General features: G+C 53.6%; 24 protein-coding genes and 2 riboswitches. Of the genes, 15 read left to right on the top strand and 9 right to left on the bottom strand.

Annotated elements, in window-relative coordinates:
• Positions 1–268: 268 nt before the first annotated feature.
• Positions 269–469, bottom strand: a complete 201-nt coding sequence (locus tag D3M70_RS16485) for a hypothetical protein (RefSeq protein WP_120126770.1) — start codon at positions 467–469, stop codon at positions 269–271.
• Between the two features lie 280 nt (positions 470–749).
• A complete protein-coding gene (locus tag D3M70_RS16480; protein ID WP_120126769.1) occupies positions 750–989 on the bottom strand; it encodes a hypothetical protein in 240 nt (79 codons plus the stop codon).
• Between the two features lie 113 nt (positions 990–1102).
• Positions 1103–1163, top strand: a riboswitch (Fluoride riboswitch).
• Positions 1164–1298: 135 nt separating this feature from the next.
• Here D3M70_RS16480 and crcB point away from each other — a divergent pair.
• From crcB to D3M70_RS16420, 13 genes are all read left to right on the top strand, one after another.
• Positions 1299–1682: a fluoride efflux transporter CrcB gene (crcB, locus tag D3M70_RS16475; protein ID WP_120126768.1), complete on the top strand. Its 384-nt coding sequence runs from the start codon at positions 1299–1301 to the stop codon at positions 1680–1682.
• 10 nt (positions 1683–1692) lie between these two features.
• On the top strand, positions 1693–2046 hold the full coding sequence (locus D3M70_RS16470; protein WP_120126767.1) for a DUF190 domain-containing protein: 354 nt from the start codon (positions 1693–1695) through the stop codon (positions 2044–2046).
• Positions 2047–2143: 97 nt separating this feature from the next.
• A riboswitch (Fluoride riboswitch) is annotated at positions 2144–2216 on the top strand.
• Positions 2217–2297: 81 nt separating this feature from the next.
• A complete protein-coding gene (locus tag D3M70_RS16465; RefSeq protein WP_120126766.1) occupies positions 2298–3644 on the top strand; it encodes a voltage-gated chloride channel family protein in 1347 nt (448 codons plus the stop codon).
• Complete coding sequence (locus D3M70_RS16460) at positions 3641–4006, top strand: hypothetical protein (protein ID WP_120126765.1); 366 nt, start codon at positions 3641–3643, stop codon at positions 4004–4006. Before D3M70_RS16465 ends, D3M70_RS16460 begins: the two co-directional genes overlap by 4 nt.
• A gap of 85 nt (positions 4007–4091) precedes the next feature.
• On the top strand, positions 4092–4415 hold the full coding sequence (locus D3M70_RS16455) for a DUF190 domain-containing protein (protein WP_120126764.1): 324 nt from the start codon (positions 4092–4094) through the stop codon (positions 4413–4415).
• A gap of 38 nt (positions 4416–4453) precedes the next feature.
• Positions 4454–4720: a hypothetical protein gene (locus tag D3M70_RS33955; protein WP_120126763.1), complete on the top strand. Its 267-nt coding sequence runs from the start codon at positions 4454–4456 to the stop codon at positions 4718–4720.
• 104 nt (positions 4721–4824) lie between these two features.
• Entirely contained in the window at positions 4825–5166 is a 342-nt protein-coding gene (locus D3M70_RS16445) for a hypothetical protein (RefSeq protein ID WP_120126852.1), read from the top strand.
• 72 nt (positions 5167–5238) lie between these two features.
• Entirely contained in the window at positions 5239–6522 is a 1284-nt protein-coding gene (gene eno / locus D3M70_RS16440; RefSeq protein ID WP_120126762.1) for a phosphopyruvate hydratase, read from the top strand.
• 355 nt (positions 6523–6877) lie between these two features.
• Complete coding sequence (gene ppa / locus D3M70_RS16435; RefSeq protein ID WP_120126761.1) at positions 6878–7408, top strand: inorganic diphosphatase; 531 nt, start codon at positions 6878–6880, stop codon at positions 7406–7408.
• A 99-nt stretch (positions 7409–7507) separates the two neighbouring features.
• The gene (locus D3M70_RS33275) at positions 7508–7708 is read left to right on the top strand and encodes a hypothetical protein (protein WP_256659873.1); all 201 of its coding nucleotides are present in this window, start codon (positions 7508–7510) and stop codon (positions 7706–7708) included.
• Positions 7660–7932 carry an EamA family transporter gene (locus tag D3M70_RS33270; protein ID WP_256659872.1) on the top strand — a complete coding sequence of 91 codons (273 nt, stop codon included), beginning with the start codon at positions 7660–7662 and terminating at the stop codon, positions 7930–7932. Before D3M70_RS33275 ends, D3M70_RS33270 begins: the two co-directional genes overlap by 49 nt.
• 261 nt (positions 7933–8193) lie before the next feature.
• Positions 8194–8460 carry a DUF1652 domain-containing protein gene (locus tag D3M70_RS16425; RefSeq protein WP_133306485.1) on the top strand — a complete coding sequence of 89 codons (267 nt, stop codon included), beginning with the start codon at positions 8194–8196 and terminating at the stop codon, positions 8458–8460.
• A gap of 1238 nt (positions 8461–9698) precedes the next feature.
• On the top strand, positions 9699–10070 hold the full coding sequence (locus D3M70_RS16420) for a histone-like nucleoid-structuring protein, MvaT/MvaU family (RefSeq protein ID WP_120126759.1): 372 nt from the start codon (positions 9699–9701) through the stop codon (positions 10068–10070).
• 240 nt (positions 10071–10310) lie between these two features.
• Here the strand turns inward: D3M70_RS16420 and D3M70_RS16415 are convergent, their stop codons facing one another.
• The 3 genes from D3M70_RS16415 to D3M70_RS16405 form a co-directional block, all read right to left on the bottom strand.
• Positions 10311–10901: a hypothetical protein gene (locus tag D3M70_RS16415; RefSeq protein ID WP_120126758.1), complete on the bottom strand. Its 591-nt coding sequence runs from the start codon at positions 10899–10901 to the stop codon at positions 10311–10313.
• A 292-nt stretch (positions 10902–11193) separates the two neighbouring features.
• Positions 11194–11862 carry a histidine phosphatase family protein gene (locus tag D3M70_RS16410; RefSeq protein WP_120126757.1) on the bottom strand — a complete coding sequence of 223 codons (669 nt, stop codon included), beginning with the start codon at positions 11860–11862 and terminating at the stop codon, positions 11194–11196.
• Positions 11863–11935: 73 nt separating this feature from the next.
• Positions 11936–12124: a hypothetical protein gene (locus tag D3M70_RS16405; protein WP_120126756.1), complete on the bottom strand. Its 189-nt coding sequence runs from the start codon at positions 12122–12124 to the stop codon at positions 11936–11938.
• A gap of 601 nt (positions 12125–12725) precedes the next feature.
• Here D3M70_RS16405 and D3M70_RS16395 point away from each other — a divergent pair.
• Both D3M70_RS16395 and D3M70_RS16390 read left to right on the top strand, forming a co-directional pair.
• Complete coding sequence (locus D3M70_RS16395; protein WP_133306484.1) at positions 12726–13061, top strand: hypothetical protein; 336 nt, start codon at positions 12726–12728, stop codon at positions 13059–13061.
• Positions 13062–13132: 71 nt separating this feature from the next.
• Positions 13133–13372: a hypothetical protein gene (locus D3M70_RS16390; protein ID WP_120126753.1), complete on the top strand. Its 240-nt coding sequence runs from the start codon at positions 13133–13135 to the stop codon at positions 13370–13372.
• Between the two features lie 335 nt (positions 13373–13707).
• Here D3M70_RS16390 and D3M70_RS16385 read toward each other — a convergent pair whose 3' ends face one another.
• From D3M70_RS16385 to D3M70_RS16370, 4 genes are all read right to left on the bottom strand, one after another.
• Positions 13708–16482, bottom strand: coding sequence for a UvrD-helicase domain-containing protein (locus D3M70_RS16385; RefSeq protein ID WP_218568427.1), 2775 nt, complete (start codon positions 16480–16482; stop codon positions 13708–13710).
• A gap of 361 nt (positions 16483–16843) precedes the next feature.
• Positions 16844–17158 carry a hypothetical protein gene (locus D3M70_RS16380; protein WP_120126751.1) on the bottom strand — a complete coding sequence of 105 codons (315 nt, stop codon included), beginning with the start codon at positions 17156–17158 and terminating at the stop codon, positions 16844–16846.
• Positions 17159–17479: 321 nt separating this feature from the next.
• Complete coding sequence (locus D3M70_RS16375; RefSeq protein ID WP_120126750.1) at positions 17480–17794, bottom strand: hypothetical protein; 315 nt, start codon at positions 17792–17794, stop codon at positions 17480–17482.
• An 8-nt stretch (positions 17795–17802) separates the two neighbouring features.
• Positions 17803–19269, bottom strand: coding sequence for a DUF6861 domain-containing protein (locus D3M70_RS16370; RefSeq protein ID WP_120126749.1), 1467 nt, complete (start codon positions 19267–19269; stop codon positions 17803–17805).
• Between the last annotated feature and the right edge of the window lie 406 nt (positions 19270–19675).

Raw genomic sequence — 19675 nt, 5'->3', positions numbered from 1 at the left:
ATATTTGGACATCAGAATGTCACCCTTCGTGCAACACATTTGCTAAACCGAATGGGGTTTGTCGCATGGACAAGCTGAGGCTCATGCATCTCGAATATTCGACCTGTTCCCAAGTCCACCATGAACAACAACTGGGAGTTTGTGCGTCATGTGGGAAATTGCATCTTACCTGACCACCTAATTGCGTCTGCACTGACCAGGCATTTGCATTCGATTTGACCACGTGTTTGCACTGCACTTGACCACACGCTCACCCGTTCGATACCGCCTAGAACAACGAGGTGGGCGGCATTACCTGTGGCGTGCCGTCGAGAATGCACTCCCACCCCCATGTCCTGAGCGCGGACGTCTTCTTGAATTCTTCAATAAGATCAGCTGTGATGTCTTCTACGCCTGTCCTCAGCGCAAATTGCGGGCGCGTGGCATGCATAACGTCCAGCCCCATATCCCCGGCAAGCAGTTTGAGCATTACTGTTGTGCGTTGCTTCCATGGCAGGCTTCTGCCGCGCCGTTGCGGATGCTGGTAAACCATCGTGTTTAGATGGGCTGAGGCGTGGATGTAGTCAGTGCTAGTCATCCATACCTGCAGGTGAGTCGTCGGCGCTCTGAGGAGCGTCAGGCTCGTACCTAGACTGGGCAACACGAATGCAAATGGTCAAGTCGAATGCAAACAGATGGTCAAGTGCAATGCAATCGACTGTTTTCAAAGCCTTTAACAGCATTCAGATGAGACTATTTTGCTACGAATGTCAGGTAGAGACTTCGATTGTTGTGCGGTTTCGAAACGGGTCAGGGCCACCTTCAACACCGGTAAATGCGCTCTCAGGAGGTTCCCCGTCTTGCTGCCATCCGAATTGATAGAGCAGCCACTGGTAACCCTCTTCCTGACGATCAGCTATGAGCAAAAGCGTCCAGCCCGCCCGGAGGAGTAGGTTCGCGTTTTCTTCACTTCGGGTACTGATCAATTTTGTAGTTTCGCCGATGCTCATCTGGTGTCTCATGCAGAGAATTTTGAAGGACGATGGCCTTGGACTGGCTTAAGTATGGGTGGGCATGAAGACTGGCTCAAGGATCTTGATGCCATCAGTGCTGGTGCTATAGGATCGTATCAGGAGATGGCATTCCTCCTCCAACCGCCCCGTGCTGATGATGCCTACGTAAACCCTGGACAGGGTGCGTAGGTGTGCTCCCTGTCCCAATCGAGGACAGGAAATGATCCCTCCACATGCTCTTCCGTGCTTTACGGACAACCTGAAGCTTCCGTCTCTATCGCAATTCTTTGATCGGGACTGATGCCCATGCTGAAATCACTGATCGCGATAGCCATTGGTGCATCGGCAGGCGCGTGGATACGTTGGGGGCTAGGTATGCGTCTGAACGGCCTTTTCCCCACAATGCCTTCTGGCACTGTCCTGGCCAACCTAGTCGGCGGCTACATCATCGGTCTCGCGCTGGTGTTCTTCGCATCAAATCCATCAATCAGTCAGGAGTGGCGTCTGCTGATCATGACTGGCTTTTGCGGTGGCCTTACCACGTTCTCAACGTTTTCCGCAGAAACTCTGACGCTGATTCAGGAGGGTCGAGTGGTCTGGGCGTTAGGAGCGATCAGCGTCCATGTCATAGGCTCACTGCTTATGACTGCGCTCGGACTGCTGACTTATCAATTGCTGTGCTCCAGCTGAGGTGCTGATCATGAAAGGCTTTCTCGTCGTTTTTTTCACTCAACAGAATCGTCGCTACCAAGGAAAAATGCTGGGGGATTGGGTGATAGATCTAGCGAAGGATCTGGGCTTGCGAGGCGCGACGCTTTCCACGGGTATCGAGGGGTTTGGGCACACAGGAAAGCTGCATTCTGCGCATTTTTTTGAGATGGCCGATGAGCCTGTAGAGATCCAGCTTGCCATCACTGAAGAAGAGTCTGATCGCCTATTTCAGAGGCTGGAGCAGGAACCGATCAGCCTGTTCTATATCAAAACGCCGATTGAGATAGGCTTTGTCGGTCGAGGAGATGCGTCAGATCAACCAACGCCTGCTGTAGATGTGTGATGAGGGGCGTCGGTGCCGTTGTTTGGGACTACCGGCTCCTCAAATAAGCGCGTCCCCTGCAACAAAGTTTTACATTTGAGCGACAGCTAGCTAACATCGCCGAACTGGAGATGGCATTCCTCCATTAACTAACCGCTGCTCCCGTAGCAGCTGATGATGCCTACAGAAACCTGATCAAACCAGGTCTGTAGGCGTTCGCGGTCAGAATCCCTTCTTTGGTCAGGCCCACTTACTCTTTTGTGGCTGACCAAATGTCTAAGCTCCGACGACCTGAACAACTCGACTTACTGCCCTACATCGCCAAATGGCTTGCGCTCGCAGGTTTGGTGGCGTTGTTGGCAGGTTCTGCCTCTGCGTTCTTCCTCTTTTCTCTGGATCATGCCACCCAGTGGCGCGAAACCCATCCTTGGGTCATTTGGCTATTGCCCGTTGCCGGCTTTGCGGTAGGCCTTGCGTATCACCTGATGGGCAAACCGGTTGATGCCGGCAATAACCTGATCATCGACGAGATCCACGACCCCAAGAAAATTGTCCCGCTGCGCATGGTGCCGATGGTGCTCATCGGCACCGTGGTTTCCCACCTGTTCGGCGCATCGGTGGGACGTGAAGGTACAGCGGTGCAGATGGGCGGCGCGCTTGCCGATCAATTGACGCACGTCTTACGGCTGCGTCGTGAAGACCGCCGCGTGATTCTCATGGCCGGCATCAGCGCGGGCTTTGCGTCCGTCTTCGGCACGCCTCTTGCGGGAGCTTTGTTCGGACTTGAAGTGTTGGCCATAGGACGCATGCGTTACGACGCGCTGTTCCCTTGCGTGGTTGCTGCAATCGTTGCCGACCAGGTCGGGCAAGCCTGGGGCGTTGTTCATACTCATTACGTCATTGGCGAAGTGGTTCCTGTACAGCTCTGGAGCGTCATGGCCGTGGTGGCAGCAGGGATTATCTTCGGCCTCACGGGCCTATTATTCGCGACCGCCACCCATAAGCTCGGGGCGTTCGTTAAACGGCTTATCACCTATTCCCCGTTAAGACCCTTCGTCGGCGGCCTGCTGATCGCAGTCGCAGTGTGGGCGCTCGGTAGTAACCCTTACATCGACGTAAACAAGTACATCGGGCTGGGGATTCCAAGCATCGTTCAATCCTTTCAAATGCCGGTGGCACCCTGGGACTGGCTTGGAAAGATGGTGTTCACCGTTGTGTCTCTGGGCAGTGGTTTCAAAGGCGGCGAAGTCACACCGCTCTTCTACATAGGTGCCACGTTGGGGAATGCGTTAGCGCCCCTGTTGCATCTTCCCTTCGCGATGATGGCGGGCATTGGCTTCGTCGCAGTATTAGCAGGTGCGGCAAATACGCCGCTGGCAACCATTGTCATGGCCATGGAGCTGTTCGGGCCAGAGATTGCGCCGCTCGCGGCCATCGCCTGTATCGCCAGCTACCTCGTGTCCGGACATACCGGGATCTATCACGCCCAGCGGGTGGGGCACAGCAAGCATCACCGCGCTCTGCCGGAAGAAATCCGCCTCTCCGATATCAAGCAATTTCATGATCAACGTGAGTCCGCCAGCGAGCGCAAAGAAAATCTCGTGGGGGAAGAGAAATGACCGAACGTCGTCAAGATCGCCTGACCGCTTTGCAACTCTATTTTCCCGGCGCCAGTCGAGCGCGGGTTACACAGTTCTGGCATCACCTGAGTGCGCCTGCGCTTGCCCAACATCTTCTTAAAGTCGCGCATAAAGCCAGAATCGAGCAGGTCATGCTCAAGCCGATTTCGGCAGGGTATCTGCCAGGCCAGCGCCTCTCACATCATCACCCGGAGCTTGGCGATATGCGCCATCCACAGTGCCTGGAGCTACTGGATACAGAGGACAAGCTGCGCGCCTTTTTGCGTGATCACGCTGACGAATTACGCAAGGTACGGGCCGTTCTCCTCTTGTGCGAGTTACCGCTCAGTGACGCGTCGTGACTCATCTTGAAGATCCAGCTCGTAGATGAGGCTGTATGGCCGACCCAAATCTCGGTCGCTTTCACCACCTTATGAGGATGCTGCCATGACCGGCTTTCAACTGACGTTTTTCACTGAACAAAGCACCCAATACCAGCACCTTCCACTTGGAGAATGGCTGGTCGACTTCGCCAAGCGGCAGGGTGTTCTCGGTGCAACGCTGGTAAGCGGTACAGAGGGATTGGATCATCTGGGACATTTGCATACCGCTCATTTTCTTAGCGGTGCCGATCATCCCGTCATGGTGACGATATCCACTGATGAGCCCGGATGCGACAGGTTGCTGGAGGCATTGGCCAGGGAGTCGATTTCTCTCGGCTATCTCAAATTGCCCATTGAATACGGTCGAGTGGGTCAGACGGAAAACTAAAACACCGCGTTGGGCAGCTAATACAAAGGATAAACCCCATGTACCGAGTTTATAACTTGCGTCCACAACCTCAAGCTGCTGGCTGGGCTCGCGACAATAGATCGCTCCTCTTGGGGCTGATTTTTGGGTCACTTTTTCTGGCAGGGATGGCGGGCAGCCAACGGGTATCCAGCGAGGGCTGGTACATCGTGACTTCGCTCGAAGGCGCCATGGTCACGCTGCGTATGCCGAGTGAGAGAGCTTGCAAGGCCGACCTGTCTCACACCTGTGTGCCGGGCTACGCGCTCCGAGCACAGCGGCAGTGAGCGTGATGAGTAGGGGGTCGGTGGGCAGTCCAACAGATGAAACTTCAATGGAAGGCTCACAGATTTCTGCTCATCCAAATCACTTGAAAGAATTGGGAGACCCCATGGGTGCAGTGATGCTTTGCATCGTATTCGGTCTTGTCATGGGCAAGTTGCTCACAGGATCAGTTTTTGAATTTGCCACGCTTTTCATCGTGAGCCTCGGAGTGTCTCTGTTCACCTTTAATCAGTTAAAGCAAAGGCGGATCAGGTTCAAGGCGCAGGCTGGCTACTGCTGCTCCGTAATGGTCGCGTCAGATCAAATGCTTGAGCTTTTCCAGATGGGTAAGGCAGGTCAGTTCATGCCCCTCTTGGGCGAGATTCCCGAGCTGATTATCGGAGGTTTCTTGGTTCCAGCAATCGCGGTGATAGCGATCCAGTTGCTCAGAATACTGATGGAGAGCTGATGTCCGCCTCAGAGGCCACCAACTTACTAATGCCGCCAATTACGATCCTGAATCGTTCCTTGGAGATGAACTATGAACACCCGTATCCAAGCTATTCATGCACGCGAAATCCTCGATTCACGCGGTAATCCTACCGTTGAGGTCGATGTCACCCTGGAGAGCGGAGCGCTGGGCCGGGCATCAGTGCCATCCGGTGCGTCTACAGGCGCTCACGAAGCTGTAGAACTGCGTGATAACGATTCCCATCGATACTCAGGGAAAGGGGTGCTCAAAGCCGTTCATAACGTAAATACCGAAATCCTCGCCGCTCTCAGAGGCTTTGATGCAGCTGATCAAGAACAAATTGATCATTTGATAATCAAGCTGGACGGAACCGCTGATAAATCCAGGCTCGGAGGAAACGCCATCCTGGGCGTTAGCCTGGCCGTTGCCAGGGCAGCTGCTTCTGCCATAAACCTGCCGTTATTCCAGTACCTCGGCGGCGACCAGGCTGTGAGAATGCCCGTGCCGATCTTCAATATCCTCAATGGCGGTGTGCACGCCAATTGGCAAGGGCCTGACTTTCAGGAATTCATGATTGCACCTACAGGCGCAGCCAGCTTCAGGGAAGCCTTGCAATGGGGCGCTGAGGTTTATCACGAGCTGAAAGCGGTGCTTAAGGATGCCGGTTACTCAACGGCGGTCGGAGATGAGGGTGGTTTCGCACCGGCCCTCAAGAAAAACTCAGATGCCGTCGAACTGATCATTCAAGCCATCGAAAGCGCCGGTTACACGCCGGGATCTCAGATCGAGATCGCTATCGATCCGGCATCCAGCGGTTTTTATGAAAACGGTCTTTACCATCTGCGTTCGGAAGGTCGCAAGGTCGATGCCCAAGAGCTGATTAGCCTCTATTCCTCATGGGTCGACAAGTACCCGATTGCGGTACTGGAAGATGGACTCGCGGAAGACGATTGGCCAGGCTGGAAGCTATTGAATGATTCACTGGGTAACCGGATCGAATTGGTTGGAGACGACCTGTTTGTCACCAACGTCGAACGGATTCAGCGAGGCATCACAGAAAACGTCGCCAATGCCGTACTGATCAAACCCAATCAAATCGGAACCCTGACAGAGACCAAAGCCGCCATTGAAATGGCCTACGGGGCAAATTGGGGGGCAATGGTTTCTCATCGCAGCGGGGAGACCGTGGACAGCTTCATCGCTGATCTGACGGTGGCCATGGGTACTGGCCATCTCAAGACAGGCGCTCCATGCCGGGGGGAGCGGGTCGAGAAATACAATCAGTTCCTACGAATTGAAGAGCAGCTAGGAGGCCGTGCCATTTATGCCGGCCATGACGCGTTTGTGCGGTGACACCCTCCTTTCTGATACCAACCTTTGCGTAACGAGAGCGACGTAATGACCCCGCCAGAAATGTTATTAGCCTGGAGCAGAAGATGGAGATTTCAAGGTGGCATTGTCATCTGTAAAAGCTGTGCGGCGCAGCAGCATGAGACATCGTGCGATCAACCATTCGCGCACAGGCCTGGCTGTGATGACGTCAGTTCGCGACTCTCGCAGCCGTGGTCTGACCTGAATGCGATCATAAAATTGCTCGGCCCTTAACCGTCGAGCCTGACAGATTGGTCAGCGTAAAACATCGACTCACGTATGTCCGTTGGCAAAACGTCAGCGGTCTTGGCCTTCCAGAAAACCTAGAGGTATGAGCATGAGCTACACGGACATCCCCGCTGGCAACGCCATCCCCGATGACTTCTTCACCGTCATCGAGATTCCTGCAAATCACTCGCCGATCAAGTACGAGGTGGACAAGCCAAGCGGACAGATCTTTGTTGATCGCTTCCTCAGCACGCCGATGTTCTATCCGGCCAACTATGGATTCATTCCCAATACATTGAGCGATGACGGCGATCCTCTGGACGTTCTGGTGATTTGCCCTTACCCGGTGTCACCGGGCGTCGTCATTCGAAGTAGGCCAGTGGGTGTGATGTACATGACGGACGAAGCTGGAGCGGATGCCAAGGTGATTGCAGTGCCTCATGACAAGCTGAGCGCTATGTACAGCGACGTGAAAGAGTGCTCAGACCTCCCCGCGCTACTACTCGCTCAGATACAGCATTTCTTCGAGAACTACAAAACACTGGAGCCGGGGAAGTGGGTAAAGATGGGCCGTTGGGGGAGCGCTGATGAGGCGCGGGAGGAGATTCGCAAGTCGGTCGCCGCGTATTCCCCCCAATAGATTTTCGCCAGCTTTGATGCCGAGAGTAGCACTGAGAGCCGCGTGATTTTGGCTGGTCTCTCAGCGCCGCAAGCGTCCGAAATAAAGGTCAGTACACGGATGGAAAAATGGATGGCGTATGCCTTCGTCTCAATGTTTTTTGCTGGGTTCACATCTGTCATCGCCAAGATGGGCCTTGCAGGTATTTCGGGGGAACTCGGCCTGACCGTTCATACGTCGTTTGTAGGTGCCTTCGTGCTGGCGTTCGCGGTGTGGGTCGTTCCTACACAGATGTGGCCAACATCACGAGCGGGAATTTGACTTGGCTAGGACTGTCGGGCGTCACCACGGCGTTGTCATGGATCTTCTACTACAAAGCCCTAAAAGCAGGGGATGTCGCCAACGTTGCACTGATTGATAAGGGTAGCGTCATCGATGCTATGTTGCTTGCCGGTCTGGTGCTTCGAGAGATCATCACGTTGCGCATGATCACGGGTGCAGGCCTCATCGTCGCTGGACTGCTTGTCATCGCCAAAAAGCCCTAAGCGCTCAAGCGTTGCCCGTTAGCAAGCCCGCTCCAATGCGTGATCAGCTTGCGCACGACTCCAACCCGCATGGCAAAGCAAATCGACCACGAAGGGCAGCAATTAAAATTCCGGGCACTGAGAGGCACGGATTGCTCCTCCATGGGCGGATGTACGACTATGCATCAGGTATCAGACTAAGGAACCAAAGGCATCGTCACTCAATGGTCAGATCGTATGCAAATGGCTGGTCAAGTGAAATGCAAATGAGTGGTCAAGTCCGTGCAATTACGCATCATGGCTATATCAACGTTAGAGCTGCGCCATATCATCGAACGTGGGTTCCTGCCCATGCAATGCCGATGCTCGATAGACGAAAGAGGGGAGGTTTCGATTGAACTCGTCGATCCGGCCCCTGGTAGGAATCTTGTCGCAGGTGGCATACCGATCTCTGAACTGAATACGAGTCGCGCCATTGGGAACTTGATTGCCGAGCTGAAAAACAGGATCGCTTCCAGCGCTGACGCGGCTGCCAAGGATACTGCTTAATCGAAAAGGCACTCAGGATGCAGGTGATCGCCGAGCTGCTGTTGGTTTGAGGACGCCGAGGGTAGGATCAGGGCATCGCTAAGGAGGAGTTGAGACGATGCAGTCAGGGTCAGCCAAAGTTGTGGTGACGGTAGGGCTGCTGGTTTTCTGCCTCAGCGCAATTTACTCCTTCCGATTTGTTGCGGGGGAGATCAGTTATCTCCATACCAAACTACAGCCGTCAGTAGCACCACATTCGGATGTAGATTCAACGTCATGGGTGACAACCGTTTCAATGCCCGATGCACCCTCCAAGGTTTCCCAGGATGCGGTTCGAGATGTCCTTGGTACCAGGCCTAATCCCGCGATGAGTGCAGATGCTGTGGCTGCTCAGTAGCTTTGTTCACATTCATTTCACACGCCGTTAGCTACGTTTGGGTCTGCTCCTGCAAGAAAATTTGAGCCCGCTCCCCCATCGCGGGCTTTTCTTTGTCCGTCGTTCGTGGATCTGTCTTCTTGTTCTGCATCTGTTGAGTCACGGCGACCTGAACCCTGTTAGCCAGGCTTGACGCGGCCAAGAGGGGAAGTCACTTACTCCGATTACGTTCAATCCAGGGAAGGCATCAGACAAGGAGCCGAGCGCTCTCGCGGTGTACTGGCGCCCTTGTTACTGCCTGGTAATTAATCGAACGACGCCACGCTTCAAGCTTCGAACGTGTATGTCGCAATCCATTTTGCGGCCATGGGAGGCAACGAATGAAAAGTAAATCAGACCTTGAAGGTGGTTCGGGTAACGGCGCGTCGATAGCACCGCTGGAGCCAGGACGACCTGATGTAATGGCCAATCCCGGTGAGCATCCGGCTGAACGTGATAACCCTGTGGAGGGGAGTGACGAGATGGCGACTGAGAACGATACAGCGAATGAGCATAGGAACAACAAGGTCTCGGATGGAGGATCACCGTGATCTAGCTTCTAGCACATCGATGTGACCGCTAGGCCGAATTCATTGGTTTGATGTGAGGTCGACCGCCGATGTCCTACCTTGCACTGAAGGGGGGTCACAATCAGTGGATCAGGTCAGCGCGAGAAGCCTTGAACTCTGGGGAGCACGAGCCAATCCAGAAATATAAGTACACTTGCAGGGGGCTGGGCCTTTAAGTAAAGAAGTAAAGTTCATGCCGTATGAGTTACCCGGAATGCGACTTCAACTACCATTAGAATGGCAAAAATCATCATTAGGATCAGAAGGAGCTACAAATGTCCCGTCTTGCAGAATTTCGTGCCCTTGAACAACAACTCGCCGCTCAGATGGCTGAACTGGAAACGCTAAAAAACGACTCCGGTTTGCAGCGTGAAATTGAGTTTGAAACCAAACTGCGCGACCTCCTTGGTGAGTACAGCTACAGTCTACGTGACGTGGTCAACATCCTGGATCCGCAAGGTGGGAAAAACCGGAAAGGCGCTCCGGCTGCCGTTGAAAAGCCGACTCGTAGGGCGCGCTCGGTGAAGGTTTACAAGAACCCGCACAATGGCGAGGTCGTTGAGACCAAGGGTGGGAATCACAAGACGTTGAAGGCATGGAAGGCCGAGCATGGTAGTGATGAGGTTGAGTCCTGGCTCGCGCAGTGATCGAAGCAGTATATAAGAGCCGCCTATTGGCGGCTTTTTGCTAGGGGCTGGCGGGCGCTGTGTGTACTCAGAATGAGCCCACTATGGCTTGGAACGTTTCGACAGAGATAGCCGATGCCACTGCTCTGATGGATGCAACTATCAGGTATTTGGCGGCCATGCGGAGCGAGGAAGCTGTAGGCCGGAGAGGTGGAGATGGACGCTCGGAAGGCGTTGACTCTAAGCTTTCGGAGGCAGCGGCTAGCCCATCACCCTGACGTAAACCTCATTGTGTTCAGCTTCTGAGAGGAAGCCTGAGGCTGGCGAAAAAAGTCGAAGTCGATGTGCATGATCACCATGCTTCAGAACAGTTTCTGAGATCTCTTGAACTGTGCAATCGGTAAGCAGCACTCGCCACTCTTCGACTTCTGCTGAATTGCCCACGAGTGAAATACTGGTCTCGAATTTCGCCTTTACCTGTCCCCATAGACCTTTGTCTGCAACGAGTTTCGCGAGATTTGCCTTTTGGAGCTCATACGTAAGCATGTAGTTTTTCGCCTGCCCCACCTGGGCCGCTGCCTCGCGGAAGGGTTGCAGATCAATGCCATGGGGATCACTCATTTCAAGCATCGCTTGAATCAGCAGTTTGGTCGCCCGCAGCTCGCCAAAGATGACATGAAGACCATCGCCGATATTGATCATGACACTGTCTTTCTTGACCAGAATGCGTGGCTCACCCACATATCCGGAGGATGTGCTCTGTGTGATCGGTGCCAGCGCTTTCATCACATAGGTAGTGCTGGTGGCTTTGATCGCCAGTAGGAACAGCCTCTGAAAGTCTGGTAGTAGCATCTGGTCTAACTCCACAGACAACCTCGACGAGTCGACCTCGACCTCGACTTCTCGAGCAGGAGCACGGACGTGAAGCTGAGGTCACCGCTTGGTCTTGGTTTGTGCCATTCGACCCAATCGTCGGGCTCAAATCCATAAGAGCAAGACTAGCCTGGAATGACGATGGAGCCCGTGGAAGCGGAGCGCGCAGGCGCGAAGATGTGCGCCCGAAGGGCCGAGACGCCCTGAGGGCGGCTTGGTTCACGGCAGCTGTGCTCGAAGAGCCGCGCCCGGCAACTGAAGAGAGGCGCGGCTAACCCGGCGATACGGCTTGAGCGTATGCGAACTCAGTATGTCGTCTTCCTGCTTTGATGACTGTCCAGCTGGTAACGCCTTGCTCGCGGGTCAGCACATACCCGCCACAGTTTTGGACGTGATTTGCGATTTCGTGTTCACGCCAATCCGTCATTGCCTGATTATCGATTTCCGCTGGCTGATGTGCGATCAACCAAGCTACAGCGTTGATGAATTGGCCGTGCGAAAAAACCACGATGTTCTGCGCAGCGTGTTCAGCGACACGAGCTAGGAACGATTGCGCGCGACTCATAAACTCGACGAAAGACTCGGCCCCTAACCCATCGATATAGGCCGGATTGGCCTTAGCCCAATATTCGTCCACCCAGCTTCGGCGCTGGGCCACAGTAGTGTTGTCGCACCTTGCTGGCTCAAGATACGTGAATTCTTGTATCGGCCAAGTCTTGAAAGGTACGAGCGGAAACGCTTCGGTTGTCGAAGCTGCTGTCGCTTGGGCGCGAGAGAAGGGGGATGCAACGATCAGCTCAGGCGGTTCGACGAACGAGAGTGCTACATGGCGTGCTTGCTCCACGCCCTTGTCAGTAAGGGGGATGCTTGTGTGATCCTGGGACGCCGCACCCGCGTTTGCTGCACTCTCACCGTGCCGAATCAACCTCACAATTTTCATCGACACCCCAGCAGTGACGCTCGCTTCAAATCTGAAAAGCAGTGCCCAGTAGCTAAGGCCACTGCTCAGGCATCTATCGGGTTACGAGATCCTTGTATTTCTCGCGAGCTTCGATGATCTGATCGCGAAGCTCTTCCGGATCAATCCGCATCCCACCCTCTGGAGTGACGTGCAGTGTCTTGAGAGAGTTCGCAGCTTCGATGAATTTCCGCTCTTCGTCTCGCACCCACTGCGGGCGTTTGTCCTTGAAAAACCATCCCATATGTCACCTCCGGGCACGTCAGTCATTTTGGTCTGGAATGGGTGTCACCATAACCTCTTCTCGCCTTGATGGCGGGAGTCTCTTCGGCGATGTCGGTGGCGAGAGGTGGGAATCGGCCGTGAACGGTCTGAATCCCGAGTGCGACCATTGAGACGTTGTTCTACGAGTAGTACCTCCTGAAAGGTGTCTGCTCCTACCGTTAGCCGTAGGTCGTCCCAGTAACTACGGAGGGTTCGCCGCAACATCGCAGGTGTGATCAACTCGTCGGCCATCCCTCATATACCGTTGACCCAAGCGGCGCCGTTTAGTTAACTGTATATAGATACAGTATTGGGGCGCACGACAGCCATGCATTTTGTTATTACACCGCGCCGAAACAAGGGCGTAGCCCTCCAGATGCTGCCCGCAAAGCGCACCACTGCGTTACGTGGGGAGCTCATCATCACGAACAGGGTCTGCGAGCATCTGAACAGGCATTCAAACGTGGCGACACTCGAGCAAACCCACAGTCCAGGCCGACTGCTCTTGCCGGCGCTTTTCGACGCCACAGTGTCGGCGATGGCGCGCGAAGGTTTCACGTTGAGCGGCATCGAGTTCGACGGTGAGCGCTGGTACGCGCAATCGTGGTGGTGTCGTGCAGTTGACTGAGGCGCGTGGTGGGTCGAGTGAGGAAGCCATCAGAGATCGAGAGCTGGAGCTTTGGAATTTGCTGCTCAACCATGAAGGTCGTCGGGAGCTTGCCATCGAGCATTGGAACGGTGAGTTAACCGGCCACGCCATGGCACTGGCCCGACTACAGATCATCAGTGTTGAAGAACTGAATGAAATGCTGAAGTACGCGGATGCAGCGTATAGCTATGTCATCGAACACAGAGACACCGAAGCATGGGTTAAGGAGTTGGGTAAGACGTCGACATGCCCAAGTGCCGGGGTGTAAGCGGCGAACAGCGCAGCGCAATGCGCAAGCAGTACCGATAAAGAATAGAGATACAGAATGGAGCTTTTCGCATGATGAGCAGTAACCAGAACCTGCGCCGGGATCTGCAAGGTCTTGCTGCGGACTTAAAGTGGTCAGCAGTTGAGCTAGTGAGGATCGCTGAAAGGCTGAGCCAGGCGGGAAATGAGCCCGACGCGCAAGCCCTGCATCGTATGATCGCTATGTTTCACCGGGAGGAAGCCCGACTAGGCACTATCGTGAACGACATTGCTGCTGGCAGGATCACCCAGTCAGCCGAAGCATCTGCGTAATCAGCCAGACAATGCTGATTCGCATTGCTGAAAGGTTCGCGAGCAAATACACGCGCGTGAGGATGGACGCCCGAAGGGCCGAGACGCCCTGGCGGCTTGGTTTACGACAGCCGTGCCGAAGGTCACGCCCTTACAGGGACATGACTCTGATGGGGCTAATGCCCGGGGAAACCACAATAGGCTTAAGGCGGCAAGGGCGAGCATGGGACAGATGAGATTGAGTTATGTCTTTGCTCAGCGATCCCATTTAACCAGTTTGCTGTCGCTTGGGCGCGAGAGAAGGGGGTTGAAGCCGCCCATTAGCGGCTTTTTTGTAATAAAAAACCGCCGCGCTCTCACCAAGGCCCACGGTCTGAAGATCGGGGTTGCACGCCGCTATACTTGCGCTGCTGCTTCGGCTTATGACCACACATTGGGTAGCTCGAGCACGAGCGAAACTCGCCGTAGGGCCCTTGGCGAGCGACGATCACTCCACGCTTACAGACCGGGCATCGATCCTCCTTGATTGGCTCACCGCGAATGCTGGTGACTTTGACAGAACCCTCTTTCACCATTTCATCTAGGAACGGTGAGCTTTTCCCCATCACTGTGAACATCGCTACTGAACGGCGAGCACGGGTAAGGGCTACATAGAAAAGCCGTCGCTCCTCACTGTGCTGGAACGTGTCACCCGCTGGCATTACAAGCTCCAACACCGAGTCATCGCCTTTGACGCTGGGAAATCCTCGCGCAACCATCCCAGGGAGGATCACGTACTCGGCCTCATCACCTTTGGAGGTGTGGATGGTCTTGAACTTAACCTCGATTCGATCCCCGAAGTGGTGCTGCCAGTTCTCGGGTATGTATTGCCGATCGTTCTTGTACCTACCCAAGACGAACACCGTGACCTTCCCACTCCTACCAGCAGGTACCACGCCGTCGGCCAAGCGACGGTGAAGTTCTGACAGGTATTGATTAACCGCTCCTTGGATCTGATTCCTGTCTGGAACTTGAAACGCTTGAATCGGAGGGTCGATTGGGGGCGTTACTGAGGACACGCGCTTTTCAAGCTGTGCCGGATTTTTAGAGACAAAGCGGCTGGACACATCACACAGTTCTTGAGGGCACCGAAAGGTGGTCTCGAGGCGATATACCTGGCCGTGGCCAAACCACTCCATAAAGCCCGTCATGACCGAAATGTCTGCGCCTGCGAAGCGGTTGATGGATTGCCAGTCATCTCCCACTGCGAAGAGGTGGCGACCGGGTTCGGCGACTAGAGCCCTGCAGAGCCGAGCGCGGGCCCTCGACGCATCCTGATACTCATCAGCCATAACCAAGTTGTAAGGGGAGGGATGCCCCTTCTCAAGCCTCTCAGCGGCCATATTGATCATGTCTTCAAAATCGATTCCTTTCTCCAACGACAGGGCCAGGTTCCAGCCGTTGATGACTGGAATTGCCAGCTCCACAAACGCTTCGAAACGATACTTGAATGCTCCAGCTGGCAAGTCCCGGAGTCGCTCATGCAGTACGTCGACGCTGAGGCTGTTGCTCTTGAAGTGAGTGATGAATGTGCGCAGTAGCTTGATTAGATCCACATCCTCCATAGGTACCATCCCCTTTGCAGGGATTGGCCGATCTGGATTGGGATCAAGGATCAGTCCGCGAGAAGTGAGTTCTTTACTTAGATGGCTGAAAATCCCCCCCGATTGTAATTGGTACGAAGTGGACTCCATAAGAAGCGTGCCGCGCGATCGGTGGGTTTCCCGTTTCCAGGTGACTCCTTCGAGATAGTCCTTGAAATGCTCTGGGGCCCTGCCTGAGGCGTCCAAGGCGAAATGCTCGTGGTAGAGATTGATGCCGGGATAGAAAAAATCCGGAAAGTATTGGCGGTGCGTTACGTTCGCGGTGTCGTGCTCATAAGGCCGCTCGTACTGATACTCGATGCCGTTGTAAAAAAGCCAATTGGCGATAATTCGCTCCTCTTGGCTCGCAACATGTTCTCCGTTCAATGAGACTAAGCGTCCTTGACCTTCCTTGTCCCAGGCTTCAAAGAGCTGATCTTCTCCCGATGCCGGCACGTCTCGGCCAAGCACCAATCTGAACATATCCCACTGAGTTCTGAACGCCTCGGATCCATCCTTCAGGTCGTCGACGATGGTTAAGAGTTTCTGAAGACCTAGCAAGGTTTCGACCGCCCAATCAGGCACATGAGGCTTACGACCGGTTGCTTCAGCAATGATGGAAAGGCCTAGGGAGTGGAAGGTCTTCGCTTGCACCTCTACGTCTGGAATCTCAAGCCGAGCAAGTGATTTGGCGACTCGGTCTTGGAGTTCGCCAGCCGCATCCTTGTTGAACGCCAGCATGACTATCGAGTTGGGAGACATCAGATTGCGGTGTAGGGCGTAGATGGCCTTTGCGACCATTGTGGATGTTTTGCCCGATCCCGCTGAGGCAATCACCTGGACGCGATTATCGAAGCAGATCACGGCGCGAGATTGCTCGTCCGTAAGCGGTTTACTTTCTACCCGGGCGAGCAGGTTTTTGCATGCATCGAGCTCTTTCAGCATATGCTCGTCGTTTCGGCGAGCCCAAGCCGCCGGCCAGTCGCACATCCACTCATCTAGATCCTGCTGGACACCGAGCGCTCTCTCTTCAAGGGAGGATTGAACCTCTGAGGTTTGAAAGAGCTTCGCCAGCGCCTTGTCATCAATACTGAGGAGGGGCTTGGCCGCTAGCAATGTCTGCTGCATGTCGTGGGTGAGCCAATGGTGCTCAGAATCCGCCGTCGCAACCGCCCGTGCAACGAAGTCCAGCCACTCTCGTACTGCCGTATAACACTCTCCGAATCGCCGTCTGCGGGTGATCAGAAGCAGGCGGCTTAACTCCTGCACCAGTGCCGGTGCTTTGGAGTTGGGCAGCCCGTCTACACGAAATTGGCGGGTTTCGAACAGAGTGATATCTGTCCATAACACACCCCAATTGACTTCGACTTTGGGGAGATTGTCGGGTTGTATCGCTACGACCTCTTCGCCAACTCGCAAGAAGAGCTGGTCGTCTTCTACGGATAGGCGCCATGGGTCAGATTTTGTCAGCACTCGCCCCCAAGCAGATGCTCGCCACTCCATTGTCATCCTGATTCCAATGTCTCAAAATATTGCAGTCTACACGGTCAGTCCTCATGCCGAGTTAATTAGAGGTAAATGAATCGGTTATGGTGTCTGAGCCGGCCGAGCTTCATATGGGCATGTATACGGCCCCGGGGTAGCGGTTATGAAGCGTTGCGATGGCTAAAGATCACCCCTCTACTATACTTAGTAGGCCCAAGTCATATGGCCGAGAGGCGTTCTATGATTGGAGGGTATAGAGAGGGTTTAGGCCTTGCCTTATGAGCAATAGATAACTCTTGAAACGAGATGGCAGTACGAATTTATTACAAGCGCAACGCTGCGGCTTGATAAAAAACTAAAGCATCCTTTGCTCGCGCCGATTTATTCAAGCTCTGACTTGTTCCATGATCTTTTGTATCGTTTTGAAGGTGTCCGAATCACGCCCATCAATAAGTTCAACATAAAATTTACTGTAAGCAGACGAAAGCTCCCGGTATCCTCTGAGGTTTGATTCATCCATGATTCGATGCCCTGGTATATCCCCTGCTTCAATTTGGGTATTGATTTCGCCTCGCTCCGCTGCAGATATCAAATTTTCCATCTCTGCGTATAAAAGGCGTGCTGCCGACTCTTTTTCTTTGTAGAGTTCAAGGTGTTTTCGCAGTTCAATTGCGGCTTCTTTTAACGCTTGAGTGTCCATACGAATGCCTAATTGTCGATTGATCTGAAAACCTATCCTGCAAACCACCCTTGGCGATTGGGCTAAATCGTCCTGCCTTCCCCGTACTCGTGATTCTACCGTCGGTTCACGCCGGCCGTGCCTCCGTTCGATATGAAGTTGGCGACTTCAGTAGTCCATTGTCTCGGCCACCATTTTAAAGGGCAAAGAAGTGCGTCGGTCGAATTGATTATTCATGCCCGGCATTGCTCATCTAACCTATCTGGTGATTCTATCTAAGAAATGAAATTTTCATGATTAACCTGGGTCTTTAGTAAAGGTGTGGATTCCGTCTGCAATGTTTCACGACCTAAGCTCTTTTATTAGTTCTTGCATCATTTTAAATGATTCACTCTCACGACCTCCATTCAGCTCCACATAAAAATTACTATAGGCTTCTGAAAGCTGTTTGTGATCCCGAAGATTTGAGTCTTCCATGATACGATGCCCCGGAATGTCTCTAGGCTCGATTGGCTGTAGGATTTCACCGCGCTCAGCCGCAGAGATTAAAAATTCGAGCTGGACGTACAAGGCCATGGCCGCGTTGTCTGTGGATTTGTGTAGGTTCAACTGTTTGCGGAGTTCTGTTGCAGACTCTTTAAGCGATAAACTATTCATGGTGTCTCCTAATTATCTATCTCGCCAATAAGCTTCGGTGCTGACCACTCGCTACGGTTTGGCACTAAATATTGAGTGGCGCCTCCTGTTCTCGTGATGTTACCGCCAAACTCGACTGTGGGCGCCACCTTACTAAAAAAAACATCAGTGGGCTCAAGTGGATTGATCTCGAAAATAGAGTAACGAGCGTTTTCGCTGATTACGGGCAGGCCGAGTGCATCCGCTAGTGTTTTATCAGAGTTTGCTGCCGCTTTCAATTCGTCCATGGTTGTAAAGAATGGTGAGTAGTCTGAAATACGCTTTTCTCCCAAGGGCACAATCTTGACAAGGCCGGTCGTGACACGAGTGGTCACCGGTACGGTGCTTCCGGATGCTATGTGGCCGAATGCTCTCTCGTAAAGGAGTTCCTCAGATGCTTCAGGGTCGGCCAGTATGACTTTCTTCAGATATTCTTTACCGGCTGGGCTCATCAGGTAATCGCGGATTTGTTGGCGACTCAAACCAGCCGGCTCGAATGCCTTCGCAAATTTTCTTGTTTGTTCTACTGACTTAAAATCGGGATCTTGCTCGGCGTAAAATTCACGCATTGCGCTTTTTCGCTCAAGCGTCTCCAGTGAGGTAACGCCCCTAATCTGTAGCTCGGGGTGTTCTAGGAGCAGACTTTCATTCTTGGATAACCAGGCGGCGAGTTCTTTATTTGAGATTTGAGATTGAAGCTGGGCACTCCTTGTTGCAATGCTCTCCAATGAGTTGCCCACACCAGCCCTCATCTGCCCACGCATGAGGTAGGTAGATATCGCCATCAAAAGCAATAGCACCAGTTGCTCTTGTCCTTGCGCCAAACGTCTGGCAGCGAGCTCCGTACGCTCTTGGATCATCGCCGCTGAACCACCGCTTGGGTCAAGGCCAGGAGCTTCCAGTCCTTCTTCGGCGAGCCATGCGGTGCTGAGGCCTTCGTGCATTGTTAAAATGCATGGCCACAGGTTGTCGGAAAAGTAGCCCGTAATGGCATAAAGCCCTAGAGCTCCCATTATTAGGTTACCGACTTGCAACCCAATTCCTCCGCCTATCGCTGTGCCCGGCAAGGCGCCAGCACCAAAGGCGAGCGAGCCAACCGCTCCCCCTACAGCAGCTCCAACCAGCACGCTGCTACCAACAATCATCACCACTTCCTGAACCAACTTAACCAAGACCGGCAATATCTCTGCGATGTTGATCGACGCCCATTTACGCGTCAGGTTCGTTAGCATGATCGGGTAGGAGAGCGCCATCGCTTGACGAACGTGATCGATCCGGTACCCGCCGACATAGCCATAAGCGGCGCTTGCGCCATTGCTTACGCGGCGAGTAAATCCGTTCCAACCGTCTTGAGCGCTTTGGAAACTACTTTGGGCACTCTGATTCAGATCACTGAATTTCTGCTCGAGGTTTCGTTCGATCTCTCCCCAATTGGGGACGTTGGGCAAAAGATCCATTTACGCACGCTGTCCTTGATGAGACTGGAATGTTGCCGGTCAAAGCGACCGAGCGAGAACCTTAGAAAGCAAAAAAGCGAGTGTTAAGCTGCAGCCACAGTCACCATTTGGATCCTATTTTTATCGCTAACGGAAACCTCCCGCAATGATGTCGTTCCAATGGCAACATGAGACTCATGTCAGAGCATCGCCATTTCGCAGTCGATTGCCGTCCATCCTGAGTTGGAGGATTGGGCGGATACGAGAATGTTTGCGGGCAATAATTTCAGCTGATGGGGAAGCTCGAAGGGCCGAGACGCCTCGACGGCTTGGTTAACGACAGCCGTGCCGAAGGTCACGCCCTTGCAACGACACGATTCTGATTACAGCCATTCCAAAGAAAGGGCAGGGGAATTGAGTGATCCCT

This window comes from Pseudomonas sp. LS-2 (assembly GCF_003605735.1).
Taxonomy (GTDB): domain Bacteria; phylum Pseudomonadota; class Gammaproteobacteria; order Pseudomonadales; family Pseudomonadaceae; genus Aquipseudomonas.
This window is presented reverse-complemented; position numbering and strand designations above follow the sequence as displayed.

Coding starts and splice junctions, on each gene's coding strand:
- D3M70_RS16445 (WP_120126852.1), top strand. CDS start 4,825: ATGGGTGCAGTGATGCTTTGCATCGTATTCGGTCTTGTCATGGGCAAG.
- D3M70_RS16370 (WP_120126749.1), bottom strand. CDS start 19,269: ATGGATCTTTTGCCCAACGTCCCCAATTGGGGAGAGATCGAACGAAAC.
- eno (WP_120126762.1), top strand. CDS start 5,239: ATGAACACCCGTATCCAAGCTATTCATGCACGCGAAATCCTCGATTCA.
- D3M70_RS16390 (WP_120126753.1), top strand. CDS start 13,133: ATGATGAGCAGTAACCAGAACCTGCGCCGGGATCTGCAAGGTCTTGCT.
- D3M70_RS16465 (WP_120126766.1), top strand. CDS start 2,298: ATGTCTAAGCTCCGACGACCTGAACAACTCGACTTACTGCCCTACATC.
- D3M70_RS33955 (WP_120126763.1), top strand. CDS start 4,454: ATGTACCGAGTTTATAACTTGCGTCCACAACCTCAAGCTGCTGGCTGG.
- D3M70_RS16485 (WP_120126770.1), bottom strand. CDS start 469: ATGCTCAAACTGCTTGCCGGGGATATGGGGCTGGACGTTATGCATGCC.
- crcB (WP_120126768.1), top strand. CDS start 1,299: ATGCTGAAATCACTGATCGCGATAGCCATTGGTGCATCGGCAGGCGCG.
- D3M70_RS16480 (WP_120126769.1), bottom strand. CDS start 989: ATGAGCATCGGCGAAACTACAAAATTGATCAGTACCCGAAGTGAAGAA.
- D3M70_RS16385 (WP_218568427.1), bottom strand. CDS start 16,482: ATGACAATGGAGTGGCGAGCATCTGCTTGGGGGCGAGTGCTGACAAAA.
- D3M70_RS16405 (WP_120126756.1), bottom strand. CDS start 12,124: ATGGGATGGTTTTTCAAGGACAAACGCCCGCAGTGGGTGCGAGACGAA.
- D3M70_RS16470 (WP_120126767.1), top strand. CDS start 1,693: ATGAAAGGCTTTCTCGTCGTTTTTTTCACTCAACAGAATCGTCGCTAC.
- D3M70_RS16375 (WP_120126750.1), bottom strand. CDS start 17,794: ATGAATAGTTTATCGCTTAAAGAGTCTGCAACAGAACTCCGCAAACAG.
- D3M70_RS16410 (WP_120126757.1), bottom strand. CDS start 11,862: ATGAAAATTGTGAGGTTGATTCGGCACGGTGAGAGTGCAGCAAACGCG.
- D3M70_RS16460 (WP_120126765.1), top strand. CDS start 3,641: ATGACCGAACGTCGTCAAGATCGCCTGACCGCTTTGCAACTCTATTTT.
- ppa (WP_120126761.1), top strand. CDS start 6,878: ATGAGCTACACGGACATCCCCGCTGGCAACGCCATCCCCGATGACTTC.
- D3M70_RS16415 (WP_120126758.1), bottom strand. CDS start 10,901: ATGCTACTACCAGACTTTCAGAGGCTGTTCCTACTGGCGATCAAAGCC.
- D3M70_RS16455 (WP_120126764.1), top strand. CDS start 4,092: ATGACCGGCTTTCAACTGACGTTTTTCACTGAACAAAGCACCCAATAC.
- D3M70_RS16380 (WP_120126751.1), bottom strand. CDS start 17,158: ATGGACACTCAAGCGTTAAAAGAAGCCGCAATTGAACTGCGAAAACAC.
- D3M70_RS33275 (WP_256659873.1), top strand. CDS start 7,508: ATGGAAAAATGGATGGCGTATGCCTTCGTCTCAATGTTTTTTGCTGGG.
- D3M70_RS16420 (WP_120126759.1), top strand. CDS start 9,699: ATGTCCCGTCTTGCAGAATTTCGTGCCCTTGAACAACAACTCGCCGCT.